This is a genomic window from Streptomyces sp. NPDC046805, assembly GCF_040645355.1.
Classification (GTDB): Bacteria; Actinomycetota; Actinomycetes; order Streptomycetales; family Streptomycetaceae; genus Streptomyces.
Map to the genome: position 1 here is coordinate 1 of NZ_JBEYYC010000003.1, position 16,236 is coordinate 16,236.

Here is a 16,236-nt window from a genome sequence, read left to right on the forward strand (position 1 = left end):
GGGATCCGTGGTCTGCCCTCGACCAGTTTCGGACCCGGCCCTGGCAGCAACGGCTCAATGAGCGACCACAGTTCGTCCGAAACGATCCACGGCCGAGACTCCCTCTTCCCCACAACAAGACCAACGAGCAATCAGGCCGACAGTCACATGATCGACAGCTTCTGTTAGGACCTCTTAGCGGTACATCAACTCCCGTGAATTCCCTAGGAGTTGCTCCCCGAGCGCAGCAGCAGCGGCCCCTGCCCGTCCCGTGCCGCGAACTCCGCGACCGCCGTGTAGGCGTCCAGGCCGCCCCGTGTGCGCTCCCGCGGCGTCTCGCAGGTGGCGGGCTCGTCGTCGGTGCCGGCCGTGCAGCGCATGCGCACGGTACGGCCGCCGGGCCCCATGAGGCTCAGCACGGAATCCAGCGCCCCACCGGTGGCATTGCGGTAGTAGGTGCGCGCCCAGGTGTCCTCCCCCTGCGTCATGACGCAGGTCTGCGCCTCGATGCCGTCGGGTGAGGAGAGTTCGGGACCGCAGCGGACGGCGGTGGAGAGACCCAGGCCGAGCAGGCGCGGGGTGGCGGTGGCCGAGGGCGACGCGTCCTTCTCGTCCTTCTGCGGGTCGCCGTCCGAGCCGTTGTACGAGGAGCCGTACGGCGAACCGTGTGCCGCGTCCTGCGCGGAACCACGTACGGACGACCGTCCCGCGTCGCCCACCGGCCCCGCGGACGCCACGGCCAGTGGCAGCGCGAGCGCGCCGGCCGCGACGCTCGCGAGGGCGAGCAGACGAAGGTTCATGAAAGGGAAGATAACGACCGATGACGTGCGTCAGGTTCCGCGCGCGCCCGACACCCCTACAACTCGGGCGCGCTCACACCCGTACGAGTGAGGGCGTCGACCACGGCGTCCACCACCGCCTCGACGTCGGGCACCCAGGGCGACGCCGAGCCGGGCAGCGGCGCGCGCTCCCAGCGGATGGCGCCCTGGCCGGTCTCGGACGGCGGCAGGGCGAGATAGCCGCCCTCGCCGTGGAAGCGCAGGGAGCCGGGCACGAAGTCCTTGGCGTAGAGCAGCTCGCCCAACTGCTCCATGGAGTACGGCTTCACGAGGATCGCCCAGCGTGTGGGCGAGGCGACCACCGGGCCGAGGCGCATGCCGCGGCGGTCGAGCGCGCCGAGGGCGCGGGCGGCCGCGAGGGCCGGCAGGCTGACCGCACAGGGGGCGTTGCCCCCGGTGGCCAGGACGATCGGAGCTCCGGGCCGGTTGGTCCACCACCAGCGCACCATGCGCGCGTCGGTCGTGGCCGCGAGGAGGCCGGGATCGAAGGGATGTGCGCCGGGGGCGGCGCACTCCGGGTCGGGGCAGGCACAGCGGGCCCGCCCCTGCGGGTCCGGGGCCACACCCGGCAGGACCGGCCACCGCCATTCCGTGGCGAAGGTCAGGGCCGCGCTGATCAAGTCAGGCCTCCCGTCGTCCCGCTCGTCATTTCGCCTGGACAGGAGCCTGCGTCGCCTTCCGAGGATCTCGCGCATGAGCGCTCGTTCCTTTCCGTTGCACCGCTGGCAACACCGTGGACCACATCACACCATGCGTCGATCACTTCACTGTGCGTACCTGTTGGCGCGTCACACCCCTGCTTCGAGCAAGGGGATCCCCAAGGGGTCGAGCGTTGACCGTGTCCGCGGCCCTACTGCGTCTATCAAAAGCACGGCCGCGGCGCGGGGGTGGCGAAGTCTGGCGTTTTGCCGTCGCGCGTATTTCTCTCCGCCTCCGCCACGGGAGGATGGGGCACGGTCGTCGGTGGTTAAGACGCCCGGGTCCGTCACCAGGTTCCGGGCGGTCCCCCAACCACCCCTGGCCTTCTCCGAGTACGTACCCATCACGACCGCTGTGACGCTCCGTGGAGCAAGGCCAGTCGACCGCAATGAACCGATACCCGAGGCAGTTTCAAGCCAACTTTGACGATGCGCAAGGGGTCCGGAAGAAACAACGGCGGCAACCCACAAGAGGCCCATGGACACCAGGAATCCCAGCAGGACAATGCTGGACATCCCCTCACGAGTGCGTGTACATGTGGAGACACTGCTAGCGGCGCAGAATGACATGGGGGTTTGCGATGCTTTTCAGCAATACGCACCGGTCTGAAAGCCGGACGCCATGAACGCCCCTCACCCTCCGAAAGTGGCTGGAATCGATTCCACGGTCCCCACTCCCGCACACACTGCCCCACCTGCACCGGCGGTCCCGGGCGCCGCTCCCGTCCCCGCCCCCAACGGCCCCGCACCGGCCGCCCTTCTCCAGGACCGGCTGGCCGGCTGGGTCTCGGATCTGACGACCCTGCACGAACTCACGGAACGCCTGAGCCGTACCCACACGCTCGAGGCCGCACTCCCGGAACTCCTGCGCGCCGGAGCCGCCCTCGTGGGCGCCCGGCGCGGTTTCGTCGTGCTGGAGCCCGACGACGGACTCGGCCCGTGCACCACGATCGGCCTGGGCCTCGCCCGGTCCGATCTCGGTCACATGGAGACGGTGCCGCGCGGCGCCCTGCCCTACGGCAAACTCCTCGACACGACCGCCGGACTCCCCGGCGGCGACAGCGAGATCGTCCACCCCGACCTGTTCGCCGAGGGCGGACTCGACCCGCGTCACCGCGAGGTCGCCGCCCGTCTCGGCTACGCCGCCAGCTACGCCCGCCCCCTGTCCACCGACGCCGCAGGCCGACTGGGCGCGGCCGTATGGCTCTACGACGAGCCCGCCGAGCCGCACGAGCGCCAGCGCCACCTCGTCGGCCTGTACGTCCGCTACGCCACCGAGCACCTGGCAGGGCTGGTCGAACTCGAGCGCACGCGCGCGTGCATGAGAACCATCTCCGAGGAACTGCTTCCCTCCCGGCTGCCCCGCGTGACGGGCGTCGAGCTCGCCGCGCGCCACCGCACCGGCCCGCGCGGCGGCGGCGACTGGTACGACGCGCTGCCGCTGCCCGAGGCCACGCTCGGCCTCGCGGTCGGCTCGGTCACCGGCTCCGGACCCAGCGCCGTGGCCGCCATGGGACGGCTGCGCGCGTCCCTGCGGGCGTACGCCGTCATGGAGGGCGAGGACCCGGTCGCCGTCCTGTCCGACCTGGAACTGCTGCTGCGCCTCACCGAGCCCGCCCGCTCCGCCACCGCCCTCTTCGCGTACTGCGAGCCGACGCTGCGCAAGATCACGCTGGCCGGCGCCGGGCACAGCCCGCCGCTGCTGATCGGCGAACGGCGCACGGAGTTCGCGGAGACCTCCGTGTCCGCGCCCCTCGGCATGCTCGCCTGCTGGGAGGCTCCGAGCGTGGAGTTCCAGGCAGAGCCAGGAGAGACGGTTCTGCTCTACACCGACGGGCTGCTGCACCGCACCGGCGACCCCACCGACCGCGCCTTCGCCCGGCTGCACGCGGCGGCGGCCGGTGTGCCGCGCGTGCTGCGCCGCGACCCCGGGGCCGTCGCCGACCACGTCCTGCGGACGGTGCTGCCGGACGGTCTGGACACGGCGGACAACGAGGAGGACGTGGTGCTGCTGGCGGCCCGCTTCGACTGAGCGGCGTGACCGGCCTCACCGGGGCGACCGGCCCGACCGGCCTGATCTGTCGGTCAAAAACGCAGCTCAGCGCCCGGTCCGCGGAATATGCACCTTCCGGCCCTGGGGTCCCTTTCGGTGCGAACGTACGATGGACGGGATTCAGTGCCGTGCCGAGGAGGATGACCGTGGCCGACGAGGTCAACGAAGCCGTGTCCGATCTCGCTGCCGATGCAGCGGGCCAGGAAGCCGAGTCCGAGAAGCCGATCAAGCAGCGCAAGAACGGCCTGTACCCGGGCGTTTCCGACGAGCTCGCCGAGAACATGAAGTCCGGCTGGGCCGACACCGAGCTGCGTGACCTGAAGCCCGTCGAGCAGGCCGAGCAGACCGCGCGCCGCCGTGCCGCGCTGTCCGCCCGCTTCCCGGGCGAGCGCCTCGTGATTCCGGCGGGCAACCTGAAGACCCGCTCGAACGACACCGAGTACAACTTCCGGGCCGCGACCGAGTACGCGTACCTCACCGGCAACCAGAGCGAGGACGGTGTCCTCGTCCTGGAGCCGACCGTCGACGGCCACGAGGCGACGCTCTACCTGCTGCCGCGCTCCGACCGCGAGAACGGCGAGTTCTGGCTCTCCGGCACGGGCGAGCTGTGGGTCGGCCGCCGTCACTCGCTCACCGAGTCCGAGGCGCTGTACGGCGTCCCGGCCGCCGACGTGCGCGAGCTCGCCGACAAGCTGCGCGAGGCCACCGGCCCGGTCCGCGTCGTGCGCGGCCACGACGCCGGCATCGAGGCGGCCCTGACCGACAAGGTCACCGCCGAGCGCGACGAGGAGCTGCGCGTCTTCCTCTCCGAGGCCCGGCTGGTCAAGGACGAGTTCGAGATCGGTGAGCTGCAGAAGGCCGTCGACTCCACCGTGCGCGGCTTCGAGGACGTCGTGAAGGTCCTCGACAAGGCCGAGGCGACCTCCGAGCGCTACATCGAGGGCACCTTCTTCCTCCGCGCGCGCGTGGAGGGCAACGACATCGGTTACGGCTCCATCTGCGCGTCCGGCGCACACGCCTGCACGCTGCACTGGGTGCGCAACGACGGCCCGGTCCGCTCCGGCGACCTGCTCCTGCTGGACGCGGGCGTCGAGACGCACACCCTCTACACCGCGGACGTCACGCGCACGCTGCCGGTCGACGGCACGTACAGCGAGATCCAGAAGAAGATCTACGACGCCGTGTACGAGGCCCAGGAGGCCGGTATCGCGGCCGTGAAGCCGGGCGCCGGCTTCCGCGACTTCCACGACGCCGCCCAGCGCGTGCTCGCCGAGAAGCTCGTCGAGTGGGGTCTGGTCGAGGGCCCGGTCGAGCGCGTCCTGGAGCTCGGCCTGCAGCGCCGCTGGACGCTGCACGGCACCGGCCACATGCTCGGCATGGACGTCCACGACTGCGCGGCCGCGCGCACCGAGACGTACGTGAACGGCACGCTGGAGCCGGGCATGTGTCTGACCGTCGAGCCGGGCCTGTACTTCCAGGCCGACGACCTGACGGTCCCCGAGGAGTTCCGCGGCATCGGCGTCCGCATCGAGGACGACATCCTCGTCACCGAGGACGGCAACAAGAACCTGTCGGCGGGGCTGCCGCGCCGCTCCGACGAGGTCGAGGCCTGGATGGCCGCCCTGAAGGGCTGACGTCCGCCGCTGCCGGGGTACGGGGCGGGACGGTCACGCGGTGAGCAGGGAAGGGTCCTTCGTCCACTTGAGGATCTTGTCGAAGCTCACCACCGTCCCGCCGCGCCCCGGCTTGCCGCCGATGTGGACGTGATCGGCGAGTTCCCGGATCAGGCACAGCCCGCGACCGTGCTCGGCGTCCGCGCGCGCGGGCCGGGCGCCCGGGCCGGGCACGAACCCGGGGCCGGAATCGGCCACTTCGATACGGCACCTCTCCCCGTCGAGGTAGGCGGTGACGCGGTACGCCTCCGCGGAACCGTTGCATGGGGTGCCGCCGCCGTGCTCCACGGCGTTCGCGCAGGCCTCGCTGAGGGCGACGGAGAGGTCGTACGAGATGTCGGGGTCCACCCCCGCGGTCTCCATCGTGCCGATCAGCAGCCGCCGGGCGAGCGGAACGCTCGCGGCATCGCGGCGCAGATGGAGTGACCACCAGATGCTCATGCTCCAGCCTCCTGGCCGCGGCTCGACATACCGTTACGTATTGCCGCCCGTACCGGGGTGTAAGCACACTCTCGGCGTGACGCCGCCCATATGGGGGATGTGCCCTCGCGGGAATCGGTGTATGGAAGCCTCCGGATCCGGAGTTGACGTGAAGATCCGGCGCTCGGGGCACTGAAGATCCGACGTATGGGGCACTTTCGGACCTGCCGCACGGAACGCATCCCTCCGGTGCGATGATGAGGCCGCCATGTCTGCCCTCCACCCGAGCACGGCGCGCTCCGGCGTCGAACTCCGGATCCTGCGGGCCGCGGTGTTCGCCGCGGTCTGCGTCGTGCTGGCCGCCGCCGGGCACACACTGGCCTCCTGTGCCGGCGTTCCGCCGTGGACGCTGGGCGCGGGATTCCTGGGCTCCTTCGTGCTCGTGGCGCCGCTCGCCGGGCGGACGCGCTCGCTGCCGGGGATCGTGGCGGTGCTCGCACTCGGCCAGACCGTGCTGCACACGCTGTTCGGACTCGGTCAGAGCGGTACGGCGGCGCTGCCGTTCGGCGATGTGGCGATGCGCATGCCCATGGGTATGCCGATGGGATCCCCGGGTGCCACCGGGGCGATGACGTCCATGGCCTCCATGGAAGGCATGGCGTCCATGGGAGGCGCGGCCTCCACGGGTGGGGCGCATGACGCCGCCCTCGTCGAACAGGCCGCTCGGTTCGTGTGTGGCACGGGCATGGGGGCGATCACGCCGGCCCACGCCTACCGGATCCTCTCGGACGCCCACATCGTCGGCGGGCCGGGCATGGGCGCCATGTCCCACGCGGGGGACGCCACGGGCTCCTCGGCGTCGCTGCTGCCGACCCTGCCGATGCTGCTCGGCCACCTCCTGGCGGCAATTGCCGTCGGCTGGCTGCTGCGCCGCGGGGATCTGGCGGTGCTGCGCCTGATCGAGCTGTCGGCGCACGGAGTGGCCGAGGGGGCGTGCGTACGGTCCCTGCGCTGGGCGCTCGCGCTCGTACGCGCCCTGTACGCCGGGCTCCCGGCCGAGCCGAGGCCGGCCCCGCGCCGACGCCGTACCGCTCAGGACGATCCGCCCGCCCCGCACACCACCGCACTCCAGCACACGGTGATCCGGCGCGGCCCACCCGCGCGCGCCCTCGCCCTCGCCGCCTGACGCGACGCGACCACCACTCCACCTGGACCGGGACGGACCCCGGACCGGAACGGAAGGGGCCGGCCGCCGTCGTGCGGCACGCGCGCGTGCGCATCGCGCGCCCTTCCCCTCACCGGAACGATCACCGGAACTCACCCGGAGTGGAGTGCACTCAGCCATGAAGGCTTCTCGTATCGCCGTCGCCGCCGCCTTTGCGGGCTCGGCCGTCCTCGCCCTGTCCGCCCCCGCCTTCGCGCACGTCGGCGTGCAGCCCGAGGGCCCGGCCGCCAAGGGCGGCTACGCGGTCATCGACTTCAAGGTCCCCAACGAGCGCGACGACGCCTCGACCACCAAGGTGGAGGTCAACCTCCCCGCCGACCACCCGCTGGCCTCGGTGATGCCGCAGCCCGTCGCCGGCTGGAGCGTGAAGGTCACCAAGTCCAAGCTGGACAAGCCGCTCACGATGGAGGGCGAGAAGGTCACCGAGGCCGTCACCAAGGTCACCTGGACCGCCGACGGCAAGGGCATCGAGCCCGGCTACTTCCAGAAGTTCCCGCTGTCCGTCGGAGCGCTGCCCGAGAACACCGACCGGCTCGTCTTCAAGGCGCTCCAGACGTACTCCGACAAGCAGGTCGTGCGCTGGATCGAGGTGCCGCAGGCCGGCCAGGCCGAGCCCGAGAACCCGGCCCCGGTGCTCGAACTGTCCGCCGCCTCGACCGACGACCACGGCAACGGCTCCTCGGGCGCCGAGAACGCCTCCGGGACGGCCGGTACGTCCGGCAAGGCCGCGAAGTCCGGGACCGCGGCCGCCGGCTCCTCCGGCACCGACACCACCGCGCGCGTGCTCGGCGTGGTGGGCATCGTCGTCGGCGTGGCGGGGCTCGCCTTCGGCATCGTCGCCGGGCGCCGGCGGTCCCACGCCTGAGTCTCGTCCGCCCCATGGCGCGCGCCGGGGTCGTGCGACTCTTGGCTACGACCCGGCGCGTGCCGGAGCTTTCATGTCTGGACATTTTTCTATGCACAAGACGACGTTCGTTTCCCGGCACAAGAGGACCTTCGCCGCCGCCGCGCTGCTCGCCGCGGCCGCCCTGAGCCTCTCCGCCTGCGGCAGCGGTGACGACGGCAAGTCGCCCGTCTCCGTGGTCTCCGAGGAGTCCGGCCAGGACAAGGCCGCGACCGTCCTCGACCAGCCCTTCGAGAAGCCGGACCTGGTCCTGACCGACACGCACGGCAAGAAGTACGACCTGCGCAAGGAGACCAAGGGTCTGCCGACGCTGATCTACTTCGGCTACACGCACTGCCCCGACATCTGCCCCACGACGATGAGCAACATCGCCGTCGCCAAGAAGGCGCTGCCCAAGGCCGAGCAGGACAAGCTGCGGGTCGTGTTCGTCACCACGGACCCCGGCCGCGACACCCCGGCCGAGCTCGGCAAGTGGCTCAAGGGCATCGACCCCCACTTCGTCGGCCTCACCGGCGACTTCGCCACCATCCAGGCCGGCGCCCGCTCCCTCGGCATCTCCATCGAGCCGGCGAAGAAGGACAAGGACGGCAAGATCGCGTCCGTCCACGGCACCCAGGTCTTCGCCTTCTCCCCGAAGACCGACAAGGGCTACCTCCTCTACGGCGAGGACGCCACGGTCGACGACTACACCAAGGACCTCCCCAAGATCGCCGAGGGAGCGACCCCGTGAGGCGTCCCGGCACCTCCCTGAAGCGTCTCGCCGCGCCCGCCGCGCTCCTCACCGGCGCCCTCGCCCTCGCGGGCTGCGGCGGCTCGGCGGGCTCGGATGACTCCGGCGGTTCCCGGGCCGAACTCTCCGTCAGCTCCTCCTACATGCCTCAGCCCGTCTCGCCCGACATGGCCGCCGGCTTCCTGACCGTCGTGAACAAGGGCGGCACCGCGGACAAGCTGACCTCGGTCACCAGTACGGCCTCGGGCGACGTCACCATGCACAGCACCATGGGCGGAGCCATGAAGGAGAAGACCTCCTTCACCGTCCCCGCGCACGGCCGGCTCGTGTTCCGAAGCGGCGGCAACCATCTGATGTTCGACGCGCTGAAGCGCAAGCCGAAGCAGGGCGACACCGTCACCCTGAAGCTGACCTTCGCCAAATCCGCACCCCTCACCGTCGAGATGCCGGTGAAGTCCGCCACGTACAACCCGTCGACCGGACACTGAGGGAGGGACCACCTTGACGCGGACCATCACACCCCGACCGCGGGCCCTGGCGCTGCTGTTCCTCGCCGTCGTCGGCGTGCTCCTCGCCGCTGCCGGTCCGGCGTCCGCGCACGCCGCGCTGACCGGCAGCGATCCCGCGCAGGGGGTGGTGGTCGACAAGGCGCCCACCCAGGTGTCGCTCACCTTCTCCGAGAAGGTCGCGACGAACGACGACTCGCTGCGCGTCCTCGACCCCCAGGGCAAGCGGGTCGACACCGGCGGCCCCACCAACGTGAGCGGGACGACGTACACCGTGCGTCTCAAGGGCGGCCTGGCGCACGGCACTTACACCGTCGCCTACCAGATCGTCTCGGCGGACAGCCACCCCGTCGCCGGCGCCTACACCTTCTCCGTCGGCGCCCCCTCCCGGACCACCGTCTCGGTCTCCGGGCAGACGGCGGCCGACGGCGCGGTCGGCTGGCTCTACGGGTTCGGGCGGTACGTGTCGTACGCCGGCTTCACCGTGCTGGCCGGCGGCGCCGCCTTCGTCCTCGCCTGCTGGCAGCGCGGCTCGGGCGTACGGGCCGTCCAGCGGCTCGTCGTCGGCGGCTGGCTCGCGCTCACCGCGGCCACGCTCTCGCTGTTGCTGCTGCGCGGCTCCTACACCGGCTCCGGGAAGCTCGGCGACGTCTTCGACCTGACCCTGCTCGGCCAGGTGCTCCAGACCAAGACCGGCGCCGCGCTGGTCTCCCGGCTGCTGCTGCTCGCCGCGGCCGCGCTGTTCATCGCCGTCCTCTTCGGGGCCTACGACAAACGGGAAGGCGACGAGAAGCGCGATCTGACCTTCGGGCTCGCGATCGGCGGGACCGTGGTCGCCGCCGGGCTCGCGGCGAGCTGGGCGATGGCCGAGCACGCCTCGGTCGGGCTCCAGCCAGGCATCGCCATGCCGGTCGACGTGGTGCACCTGCTGGCGGTCGCGGCCTGGCTGGGCGGCCTCGTCACCCTCCTCGTGGCCCTGTACCGGGCGCCCGCCGCGACACCGGTCGAGGCCGCGGCCGTACGCCGTTTCTCGCGCCTCGCCTTCGGCTCCGTGCTCACGCTGGTCGCCACCGGCGTCTACCAGTCCTGGCGCCAGCTCGGCTCCTGGTCGGCGTTCGCCGAGACCCGGTACGGGCAGCTGCTCCTCGTGAAGATCGGGCTCGTCCTGCTGCTCGTCGGCATCGCATGGATCTCGCGGCGCTGGACGGCACGCCTCACGGACACGGCCGCCGAGGCCGCGGTGGAGGAGGAGCCCGAGCCGGAGAAGGCCCACGTGAGCGCGCCCGCGGTGAGCCGCGAGTCGGTGTCCGGCGAGTCCGCGCGGGCCGCTCAGCTCGCCCGGCAGCGGGCCGCCGTGGACGCCGCCCGGCAGAAGCGGCTGCGCGATGCCGATCCGCACCGACTCGGCCTGCGCCGCTCGGTGTTCGTGGAGGCCGGCGTCGCCGTGGTGCTGCTCGCCGTCACCACCGTGCTGACGCAGACCGAGCCGGGGCGCACCGAGCAGGAGGCCAAGGCGGCCACCGCGTCGGCCTCATCGTCCTCGTCGGCCCCTTCGTCGTCGAACACGTCCGGGGCGCTGACCCTGGACATGCCCTTCGACACGGGCGGCAAGAACGGCAAGGGCGTCGTACGGCTCGACGTCGATCCCGCGCGCGTGGGCGGCAACACGCTGCACGTCTACGTCCAGCGGCCCGACGGCAAGGCCTTCGACATCCCCGAGGTGAAGGTCGCCTTCACGCTCGCCGCCAAGAAGATCGGGCCGCTGCCCGTGAACGTCGACCACATCACCACCGGACACTGGGGGGCGAGCGGAGTGCAGATCCCCGTGGCCGGCGACTGGAAGGTCGCCGTGACCGTGCGGACCTCCGGCATCGACCAGGTGACCGTCTCCAAGAACGCGCAGATCGGCTGAATCGCACCATGGGTGACCAGTCCACACCGGCGGCCTCCGAGGCACGCATGCCGAAGCAGGGCGCCGCCACGACCGTTTCCGAGGCACAGGAGAAGACCGTGCCCGAAAACGGCGACCCCGCAGCGGGGATATCGCGGCGGACGCTGCTCGGCACCGCCGGTGCCACCGGTCTCGTGCTCGGCGTGGCGGGCGGCGCCGTGGGGTACGCCGCCGTGCCCTCCCCGGCCACGCCGCTCACCTCCGTGGGCGCCGACCGGGCGATGTTTCACGGGAAACATCAGCCCGGCATCACCGAGGGACTCCAGGCCCGCGGCCACCTCATCGCCTTCGACCTCACGGCCGGTGCGGGCCGCCGGGAGGCCGCAGCGCTGCTGCGACGCTGGTCGGCGACGGCCGAGCGGCTCATGGCGGGCGAGGCCGCCGCGCACGACGACACGGACGTGGCCCGGGGCTCCGGCCCCTCCGCGCTGACGATCACCTTCGGCTTCGGGCACAGCTTCTTCTCTCGTACCGGCCTGGAGAAGCAGCGCCCGGTCGCCCTCGATCCGCTGCCCGACTTCTCGTCCGACCACTTGGACAAGGCGCGCAGCAACGGCGACCTGTGGGTGCAGATCGGCGCCAACGACGCCATGGTGGCGTTCCACGCCCTGCGTGCCCTGCAGAAGGACGCGGGCGGCGCGGCCCGCATCCGCTGGCAGATGAACGGCTTCAACCGCTCCCCCGGCGCGACCGCCCGCCCCATGACGGCCCGCAATCTGATGGGCCAGCTCGACGGCACCCGCAATCCGAAGCCGGCCGAGCCCGACTTCGACCGGAGAATCTTCGTGCCGGCGTCCGGCTCGAACGACCCCGCCTGGATGGCGAACGGCTCGTACGCCGTCGTACGGCGTATCCGCATGCTCCTCGACGACTGGGAGAAGCTGTCGGCCAAGGCCCAGGAGAACGTCATCGGGCGCCGCAAGTCCGACGGGGCACCGCTGTCCGGCGGCACCGAGACGACCGCGATGGACCTGGAGAAGACCAACGCCCAGGGCGATTACGTCGTCCCGCTCAACGCGCACGCCCGCATCAGCCGGCCCGACCAGAACGGGGGCGCGGCCATCCTCAGGCGCCCGTTCTCGTATCACGACGGCTTCGACGCGGACGGGGTGCCCGACGCGGGGCTGCTCTTCATCTGCTGGCAGGCGGACCCGCTGCGCGGCTTCGTCCCGGTGCAGCGCAAGCTCGACCGGGGCGACGCGCTGTCGGCGTTCCTGCGGCACGAGGCGAGCGGACTGTTCGCGGTGCCGGGCGGCGCCGCGCGGGGAGAGTACGTGGGGCAGCGGCTGCTGGAGGCCTGACGCAGCCTGGCAGGAACGCCTGGCCGGTACGCCTCGCCGGTTCACTCCCGGGAGGGGCTCTTGTGAGACACCTGAGCCGCGTGTCCCCCGGGCCATTAGGGTGAGGACATGCCAGCGAGCTATGCGTATCTGGGTCCCGAGGGCACCTTCACCGAGGTCGCTCTGCGTACGCTTCCGGAGGCGGCGACCCGGGAGCTGATCCCGTACGTGTCCGTGCAGTCCGCCCTCGACGCGGTGCGCGCCGGAGAGGCCGAGGCCGCGTTCGTGCCGATCGAGAACTCGGTCGAGGGAGGCATCACCACCACGCTCGACGAGCTGGTCGCGGGCGCGCCGCTGACGATCTACCGCGAGGTGCTGCTGTCGATCACCTTCGCGCTGCTGGTCCGGCCCGGCACCAAGCTGTCCGACATCAAGACGGTCACCGCCCACCCGGCGGCCCAGCCGCAGGTCCGCAACTGGCTCAAGGCCAACCTCCCGGACGTCATCTGGGAGTCCGCCGCCTCGAACGCGGACGGCGCACGCCTGGTCCAGGAGGGCCGGTACGACGCCGCCTTCGCGGGCGAGTTCGCGGCGGCCCGGTACGGGCTGGTGCCCCTGGAGACCGGGATCCACGACGCGGAGAACGCGCAGACCCGGTTCGTACTGGTGGGCCGGCCCGCCCGGCCCGCGGCGCCGACCGGCGCGGACAAGACCTCCATCGTGCTGTGGCAGCGCGACGACCACCCCGGCGCCCTGCGCGATCTGCTGGGCGAGTTCGCCAGCCGGGGCATCAACCTCATGCTGCTCCAGTCCCGGCCCACCGGCGCCGGTATCGGCAACTACTGCTTCTGCATCGACGCCGAGGGGCATATCTCCGACCGACGGATGGCCGAGACCCTGATGGGGCTGAAGCGGCTCTGTCTGCAGGTGCGGTTCCTCGGCTCGTACCCGCGTGCGGACATCACGCCGGACGACGTCCGGCCCACGTCGCGCGGCACCTCGGACCAGGAGTTCGCGGAAGCGGCGGACTGGGTGGCGCGGTGCCAGGACGGCCGGTTCTAGGTTCACAGACCGATCCCGGCTGTTCCTACCTGCATATCTTCGTTATCCACAGGAGTTATCCACAGGTGGGCTTCTCGACCTGAGGACAAGTCGACAACGAAGCATCACCTAGTCGACAAATCGCCCTACAGGGCCCAAGCTCACCCCCGACCTCGCACGTCACCCTTCGTCCACTCTTTTCCTTTGATCAATCCTTTGAGGCGAACACCTTCCACTCGAAAGTGGGGGTAAATGGGGTGTGCACCGGGAATCCCGAGGTCAGCCCCCGGGTCGCGGAGTGATCGATTCCGCAATCCACAGATCTTCCTCACAGCCTGTGGATAACCCTCCGGAGGGTGTGGATACCTGTGGACAACCGGACTCCCAAGTCCCGTTCTCCGCAAGGGATTCGAGTCAACCGGAAGCCTCCCGCCTGCCCCGTCCCAGGGAGTGAGACACTTTTTATTGACACGCTCGGCCATTCCCGCACAACGGAACGTAAGCCGCGATTCGGAACGCACCGGAGTCGCAGCGGAATAGTGATTCGTGAGCGGGAACCCGGCAACGGTAGCCTTGGGCCCGTGATTGACCTTCGCCTGCTCCGTGAGGACCCCGACCGTGTGCGCGCGTCCCAGCGCGCCCGTGGAGAGGACGTCGCGCTCGTCGACTCCCTCCTGTCTGCCGACGAACGGCGCAGGTCGTCCGGCGTCCGCTTCGACGAGCTGCGTGCCGAGCAGAAGGCTCTCGGCAAGCTCATCCCCAAGGCCTCGGCCGAGGAGAAGGCCGAGCTGCTCAAGCGCGCCGAGCAGCTCAAGGCCGACGTGAAGGCCGCCGACGCCGAGCGCGACGCGGCCGACACCGAGACCCAGGAGCTCCTGCTCCGGCTCGGCAACCTCGTCCACCCCGACGTCCCCGTGGGCGGCGAGGAGGACTTCGTCACGCTGGAGACGCACGGCACGATCCGCGACTTCGGCGCCGAGGGCTTCGAGCCCAAGGACCACCTGGAGCTCGGCCAGATCCTCGGCGCGATCGACGTCGAGCGCGGCGCCAAGGTCTCCGGCTCCCGCTTCTACTTCCTCACCGGTGTCGGCGCCCTGCTGGAGCTGGCCCTGGTGAACGCGGCGATGGCCCAGGCGACGGCCGCGGGCTTCACGCCGATGCTGACCCCGGCACTGGTCCGCCCCCAGTCCATGGCGGGCACCGGCTTCCTCGGCCAGGCGGCCCAGGACGTCTACCACCTGGACAAGGACGACCTGTACCTGGTCGGCACGTCCGAGGTGGCGCTGGCGGCGTACCACATGGACGAGATCATCGACGCCGGCAAGCTGCCGATGCGGTACGCGGGCTTCTCGCCCTGCTTCCGCCGCGAGGCCGGCTCGCACGGCAAGGACACGCGGGGCATCTTCCGTGTGCACCAGTTCGACAAGGTCGAGATGTTCTCCTACGTCGCCCCCGAGGACTCGGAGGCGGAGCACCGACGCCTGCTGGAGTGGGAGAAGCAGTGGCTGACCTCGCTGGAGCTGCCGTTCCGCGTGATCGACGTCGCCACCGGTGACCTCGGCTCCTCGGCGGCCCGCAAGTTCGACTGTGAGGCGTGGATCCCGACCCAGGGCAAGTACCGCGAGCTGACCTCGACCTCGGACTGCACCGAGTACCAGTCCCGTCGCCTGCAGATCCGCATGCGCGACGGCAAGCAGGTCAAGCCGCTGGCGACGCTCAACGGCACGCTGTGCGCCGTACCGCGCACGATCGTGGCGCTGCTGGAGAACCACCAGCTGGCCGACGGCTCGGTGTACGTGCCGCCGGCGCTGCGTCCGTACCTCGGCGGCCGGGAGGTCCTGGAGCCGGTCGCCGAGTGAGCGCCGCGTCTCCCGCCGAGGGGTTCCCGTACAAGCTGATCGCGACCGACCTCGACGGGACGCTCCTGCGCTCGGACGAGTCGGTCTCCCCGCGCACCCGTGACGCGCTCGTGGCGGCCACCGAGGCGGGCGCCGCGCATATCGTCGTCACGGGCCGCGCGGTCCCCTGGACCCGGCACATCCTCGACGACCTCGGCTACCGGGGCCTCGCGGTCTGCGGCCAGGGCGCCCAGGTGTACGACGCGGGAGCGCACCGCCTGCTGACGTCCGTGACCCTGGACCGTCAGCTGGCGGGCGTGGCCCTGGCCAAGATCGAGGCGGAGGTCGGCCCGCTGTACCTGGCGGCGAGCCGGGACGGTCTGGACGGCGACGTCCTGGTGGGCCCGGGGTACGCGGCCACGGGCACGCTCCCCTCGACGCCGTTCACGGATGCCTCGGACATCTGGGCGGCGCCGCTGAACAAGATCTACATACAGCACCCGACGCTCTCCGACGACGAGTTGGCCGAGGCGGCCCGCCGGACGGCCGGCGGCTTCGTCACCGTGGTGATGGCCGGCGAGGGCATCGTGGAGCTGCTGCCGCTGGGCCTGTCCAAGGCGAGGGGACTGTCGCTGGCGGCGCGCCGGCTGGGCCTTAAGGGCAAGGACACGATCGCCTTCGGCGACATGCCCAACGACATCCCGATGTTCGCCTGGGCGGCCCACGGCGTGGCGATGGCGGACGCCCACGAGGAGTTGCGGGCGGTGGCGGACGAGGTGACGTCGTCCAACGAGGAGGACGGCATCGCGGTGGTGCTGGAGCGGTTGCTGGGTTAGCCGCAGGGGCACGCCTCAAGGGCCTCTGCCCAGGCCGGCTCATGCAGCCGAGCCCCCGTGGCAACGTCTCGCGGAGGATGCACGGATCGAACGTGCGCGGGGGTCACCCCGACCACGGCTCAGCGAGCCGGTGCCTTACCACTCGGCCAATCCTCCGGGTGGGCGGCCCACGCGAGAGCGACATCGCGTGCTCGAAGCGGCCGCCCCGGGCAGCTCCCCGTATGGGGCGGACTCGACGGAGGGGGTAGCGAGCTACTCCGGAG

At 71.1% G+C, this 16,236-nt stretch carries 14 protein-coding genes and 1 tRNA gene; 11 read left to right on the forward strand and 4 right to left on the reverse strand.

Features of this window, described 5'->3' with window-relative positions; translation table 11 throughout:
- Window positions 1–203: 203 nt before the first annotated feature.
- Together ABZ910_RS04495 and ABZ910_RS04500 are read right to left on the reverse strand one after the other, a co-directional pair.
- Window positions 204–779: a hypothetical protein gene (locus ABZ910_RS04495; RefSeq protein ID WP_361359113.1), complete on the reverse strand. Its 576-nt coding sequence runs from the start codon at window positions 777–779 to the stop codon at window positions 204–206.
- Window positions 780–835: 56 nt separating this feature from the next.
- Window positions 836–1,513 carry a bifunctional DNA primase/polymerase gene (locus ABZ910_RS04500; protein ID WP_361359116.1) on the reverse strand — a complete coding sequence of 226 codons (678 nt, stop codon included), beginning with the start codon at window positions 1,511–1,513 and terminating at the stop codon, window positions 836–838.
- A 625-nt stretch (window positions 1,514–2,138) separates the two neighbouring features.
- On the opposite strand from ABZ910_RS04500, the gene ABZ910_RS04505 reads away from it, so the two are divergent.
- Together ABZ910_RS04505 and ABZ910_RS04510 are read left to right on the forward strand one after the other, a co-directional pair.
- Complete coding sequence (locus ABZ910_RS04505) at window positions 2,139–3,548, forward strand: PP2C family protein-serine/threonine phosphatase (RefSeq protein WP_361359119.1); 1,410 nt, start codon at window positions 2,139–2,141, stop codon at window positions 3,546–3,548.
- A gap of 161 nt (window positions 3,549–3,709) precedes the next feature.
- Entirely contained in the window at window positions 3,710–5,203 is a 1,494-nt protein-coding gene (locus ABZ910_RS04510; RefSeq protein ID WP_361359122.1) for an aminopeptidase P family protein, read from the forward strand.
- Between the two features lie 33 nt (window positions 5,204–5,236).
- Here the strand turns inward: ABZ910_RS04510 and ABZ910_RS04515 are convergent, their stop codons facing one another.
- Complete coding sequence (locus ABZ910_RS04515) at window positions 5,237–5,683, reverse strand: ATP-binding protein (protein ID WP_361359125.1); 447 nt, start codon at window positions 5,681–5,683, stop codon at window positions 5,237–5,239.
- 247 nt (window positions 5,684–5,930) lie between these two features.
- Here ABZ910_RS04515 and ABZ910_RS04520 point away from each other — a divergent pair, with 247 nt between their 5' ends.
- The 9 genes from ABZ910_RS04520 to ABZ910_RS04560 all read left to right on the forward strand — a co-directional run bounded on the left by ABZ910_RS04520 (window position 5,931) and on the right by ABZ910_RS04560 (window position 15,973).
- Entirely contained in the window at window positions 5,931–6,848 is a 918-nt protein-coding gene (locus ABZ910_RS04520) for a hypothetical protein (RefSeq protein WP_361359128.1), read from the forward strand.
- Window positions 6,849–7,005: 157 nt separating this feature from the next.
- Window positions 7,006–7,752 (forward strand): YcnI family protein, encoded by a 747-nt coding sequence (locus ABZ910_RS04525; protein WP_361359131.1) that lies wholly within the window; start codon window positions 7,006–7,008, stop codon window positions 7,750–7,752.
- A 91-nt stretch (window positions 7,753–7,843) separates the two neighbouring features.
- Window positions 7,844–8,521: an SCO family protein gene (locus ABZ910_RS04530; RefSeq protein WP_361359134.1), complete on the forward strand. Its 678-nt coding sequence runs from the start codon at window positions 7,844–7,846 to the stop codon at window positions 8,519–8,521.
- Window positions 8,522–8,538: 17 nt separating this feature from the next.
- Window positions 8,539–9,009, forward strand: coding sequence for a copper chaperone PCu(A)C (locus ABZ910_RS04535; RefSeq protein ID WP_361359934.1), 471 nt, complete (start codon window positions 8,539–8,541; stop codon window positions 9,007–9,009).
- Window positions 9,010–9,022: 13 nt separating this feature from the next.
- Window positions 9,023–10,939 (forward strand): copper resistance protein CopC, encoded by a 1,917-nt coding sequence (locus ABZ910_RS04540; RefSeq protein ID WP_361359137.1) that lies wholly within the window; start codon window positions 9,023–9,025, stop codon window positions 10,937–10,939.
- 8 nt (window positions 10,940–10,947) lie between these two features.
- Complete coding sequence (efeB, locus tag ABZ910_RS04545; protein ID WP_361359140.1) at window positions 10,948–12,279, forward strand: iron uptake transporter deferrochelatase/peroxidase subunit; 1,332 nt, start codon at window positions 10,948–10,950, stop codon at window positions 12,277–12,279.
- A 108-nt stretch (window positions 12,280–12,387) separates the two neighbouring features.
- Window positions 12,388–13,320 carry a prephenate dehydratase gene (gene pheA, locus ABZ910_RS04550; RefSeq protein ID WP_361359143.1) on the forward strand — a complete coding sequence of 311 codons (933 nt, stop codon included), beginning with the start codon at window positions 12,388–12,390 and terminating at the stop codon, window positions 13,318–13,320.
- Window positions 13,321–13,880: 560 nt separating this feature from the next.
- Entirely contained in the window at window positions 13,881–15,158 is a 1,278-nt protein-coding gene (gene serS / locus ABZ910_RS04555) for a serine--tRNA ligase (RefSeq protein WP_361359146.1), read from the forward strand.
- Window positions 15,155–15,973: an HAD family hydrolase gene (locus ABZ910_RS04560; RefSeq protein WP_361359149.1), complete on the forward strand. Its 819-nt coding sequence runs from the start codon at window positions 15,155–15,157 to the stop codon at window positions 15,971–15,973. The genes serS and ABZ910_RS04560 overlap by 4 nt, the downstream gene beginning before the upstream one ends.
- 71 nt (window positions 15,974–16,044) lie before the next feature.
- Here ABZ910_RS04560 and ABZ910_RS04565 read toward each other — a convergent pair.
- Window positions 16,045–16,129: transfer RNA gene (locus ABZ910_RS04565), tRNA-Ser, on the reverse strand.
- Window positions 16,130–16,236 lie beyond the last annotated feature (107 nt).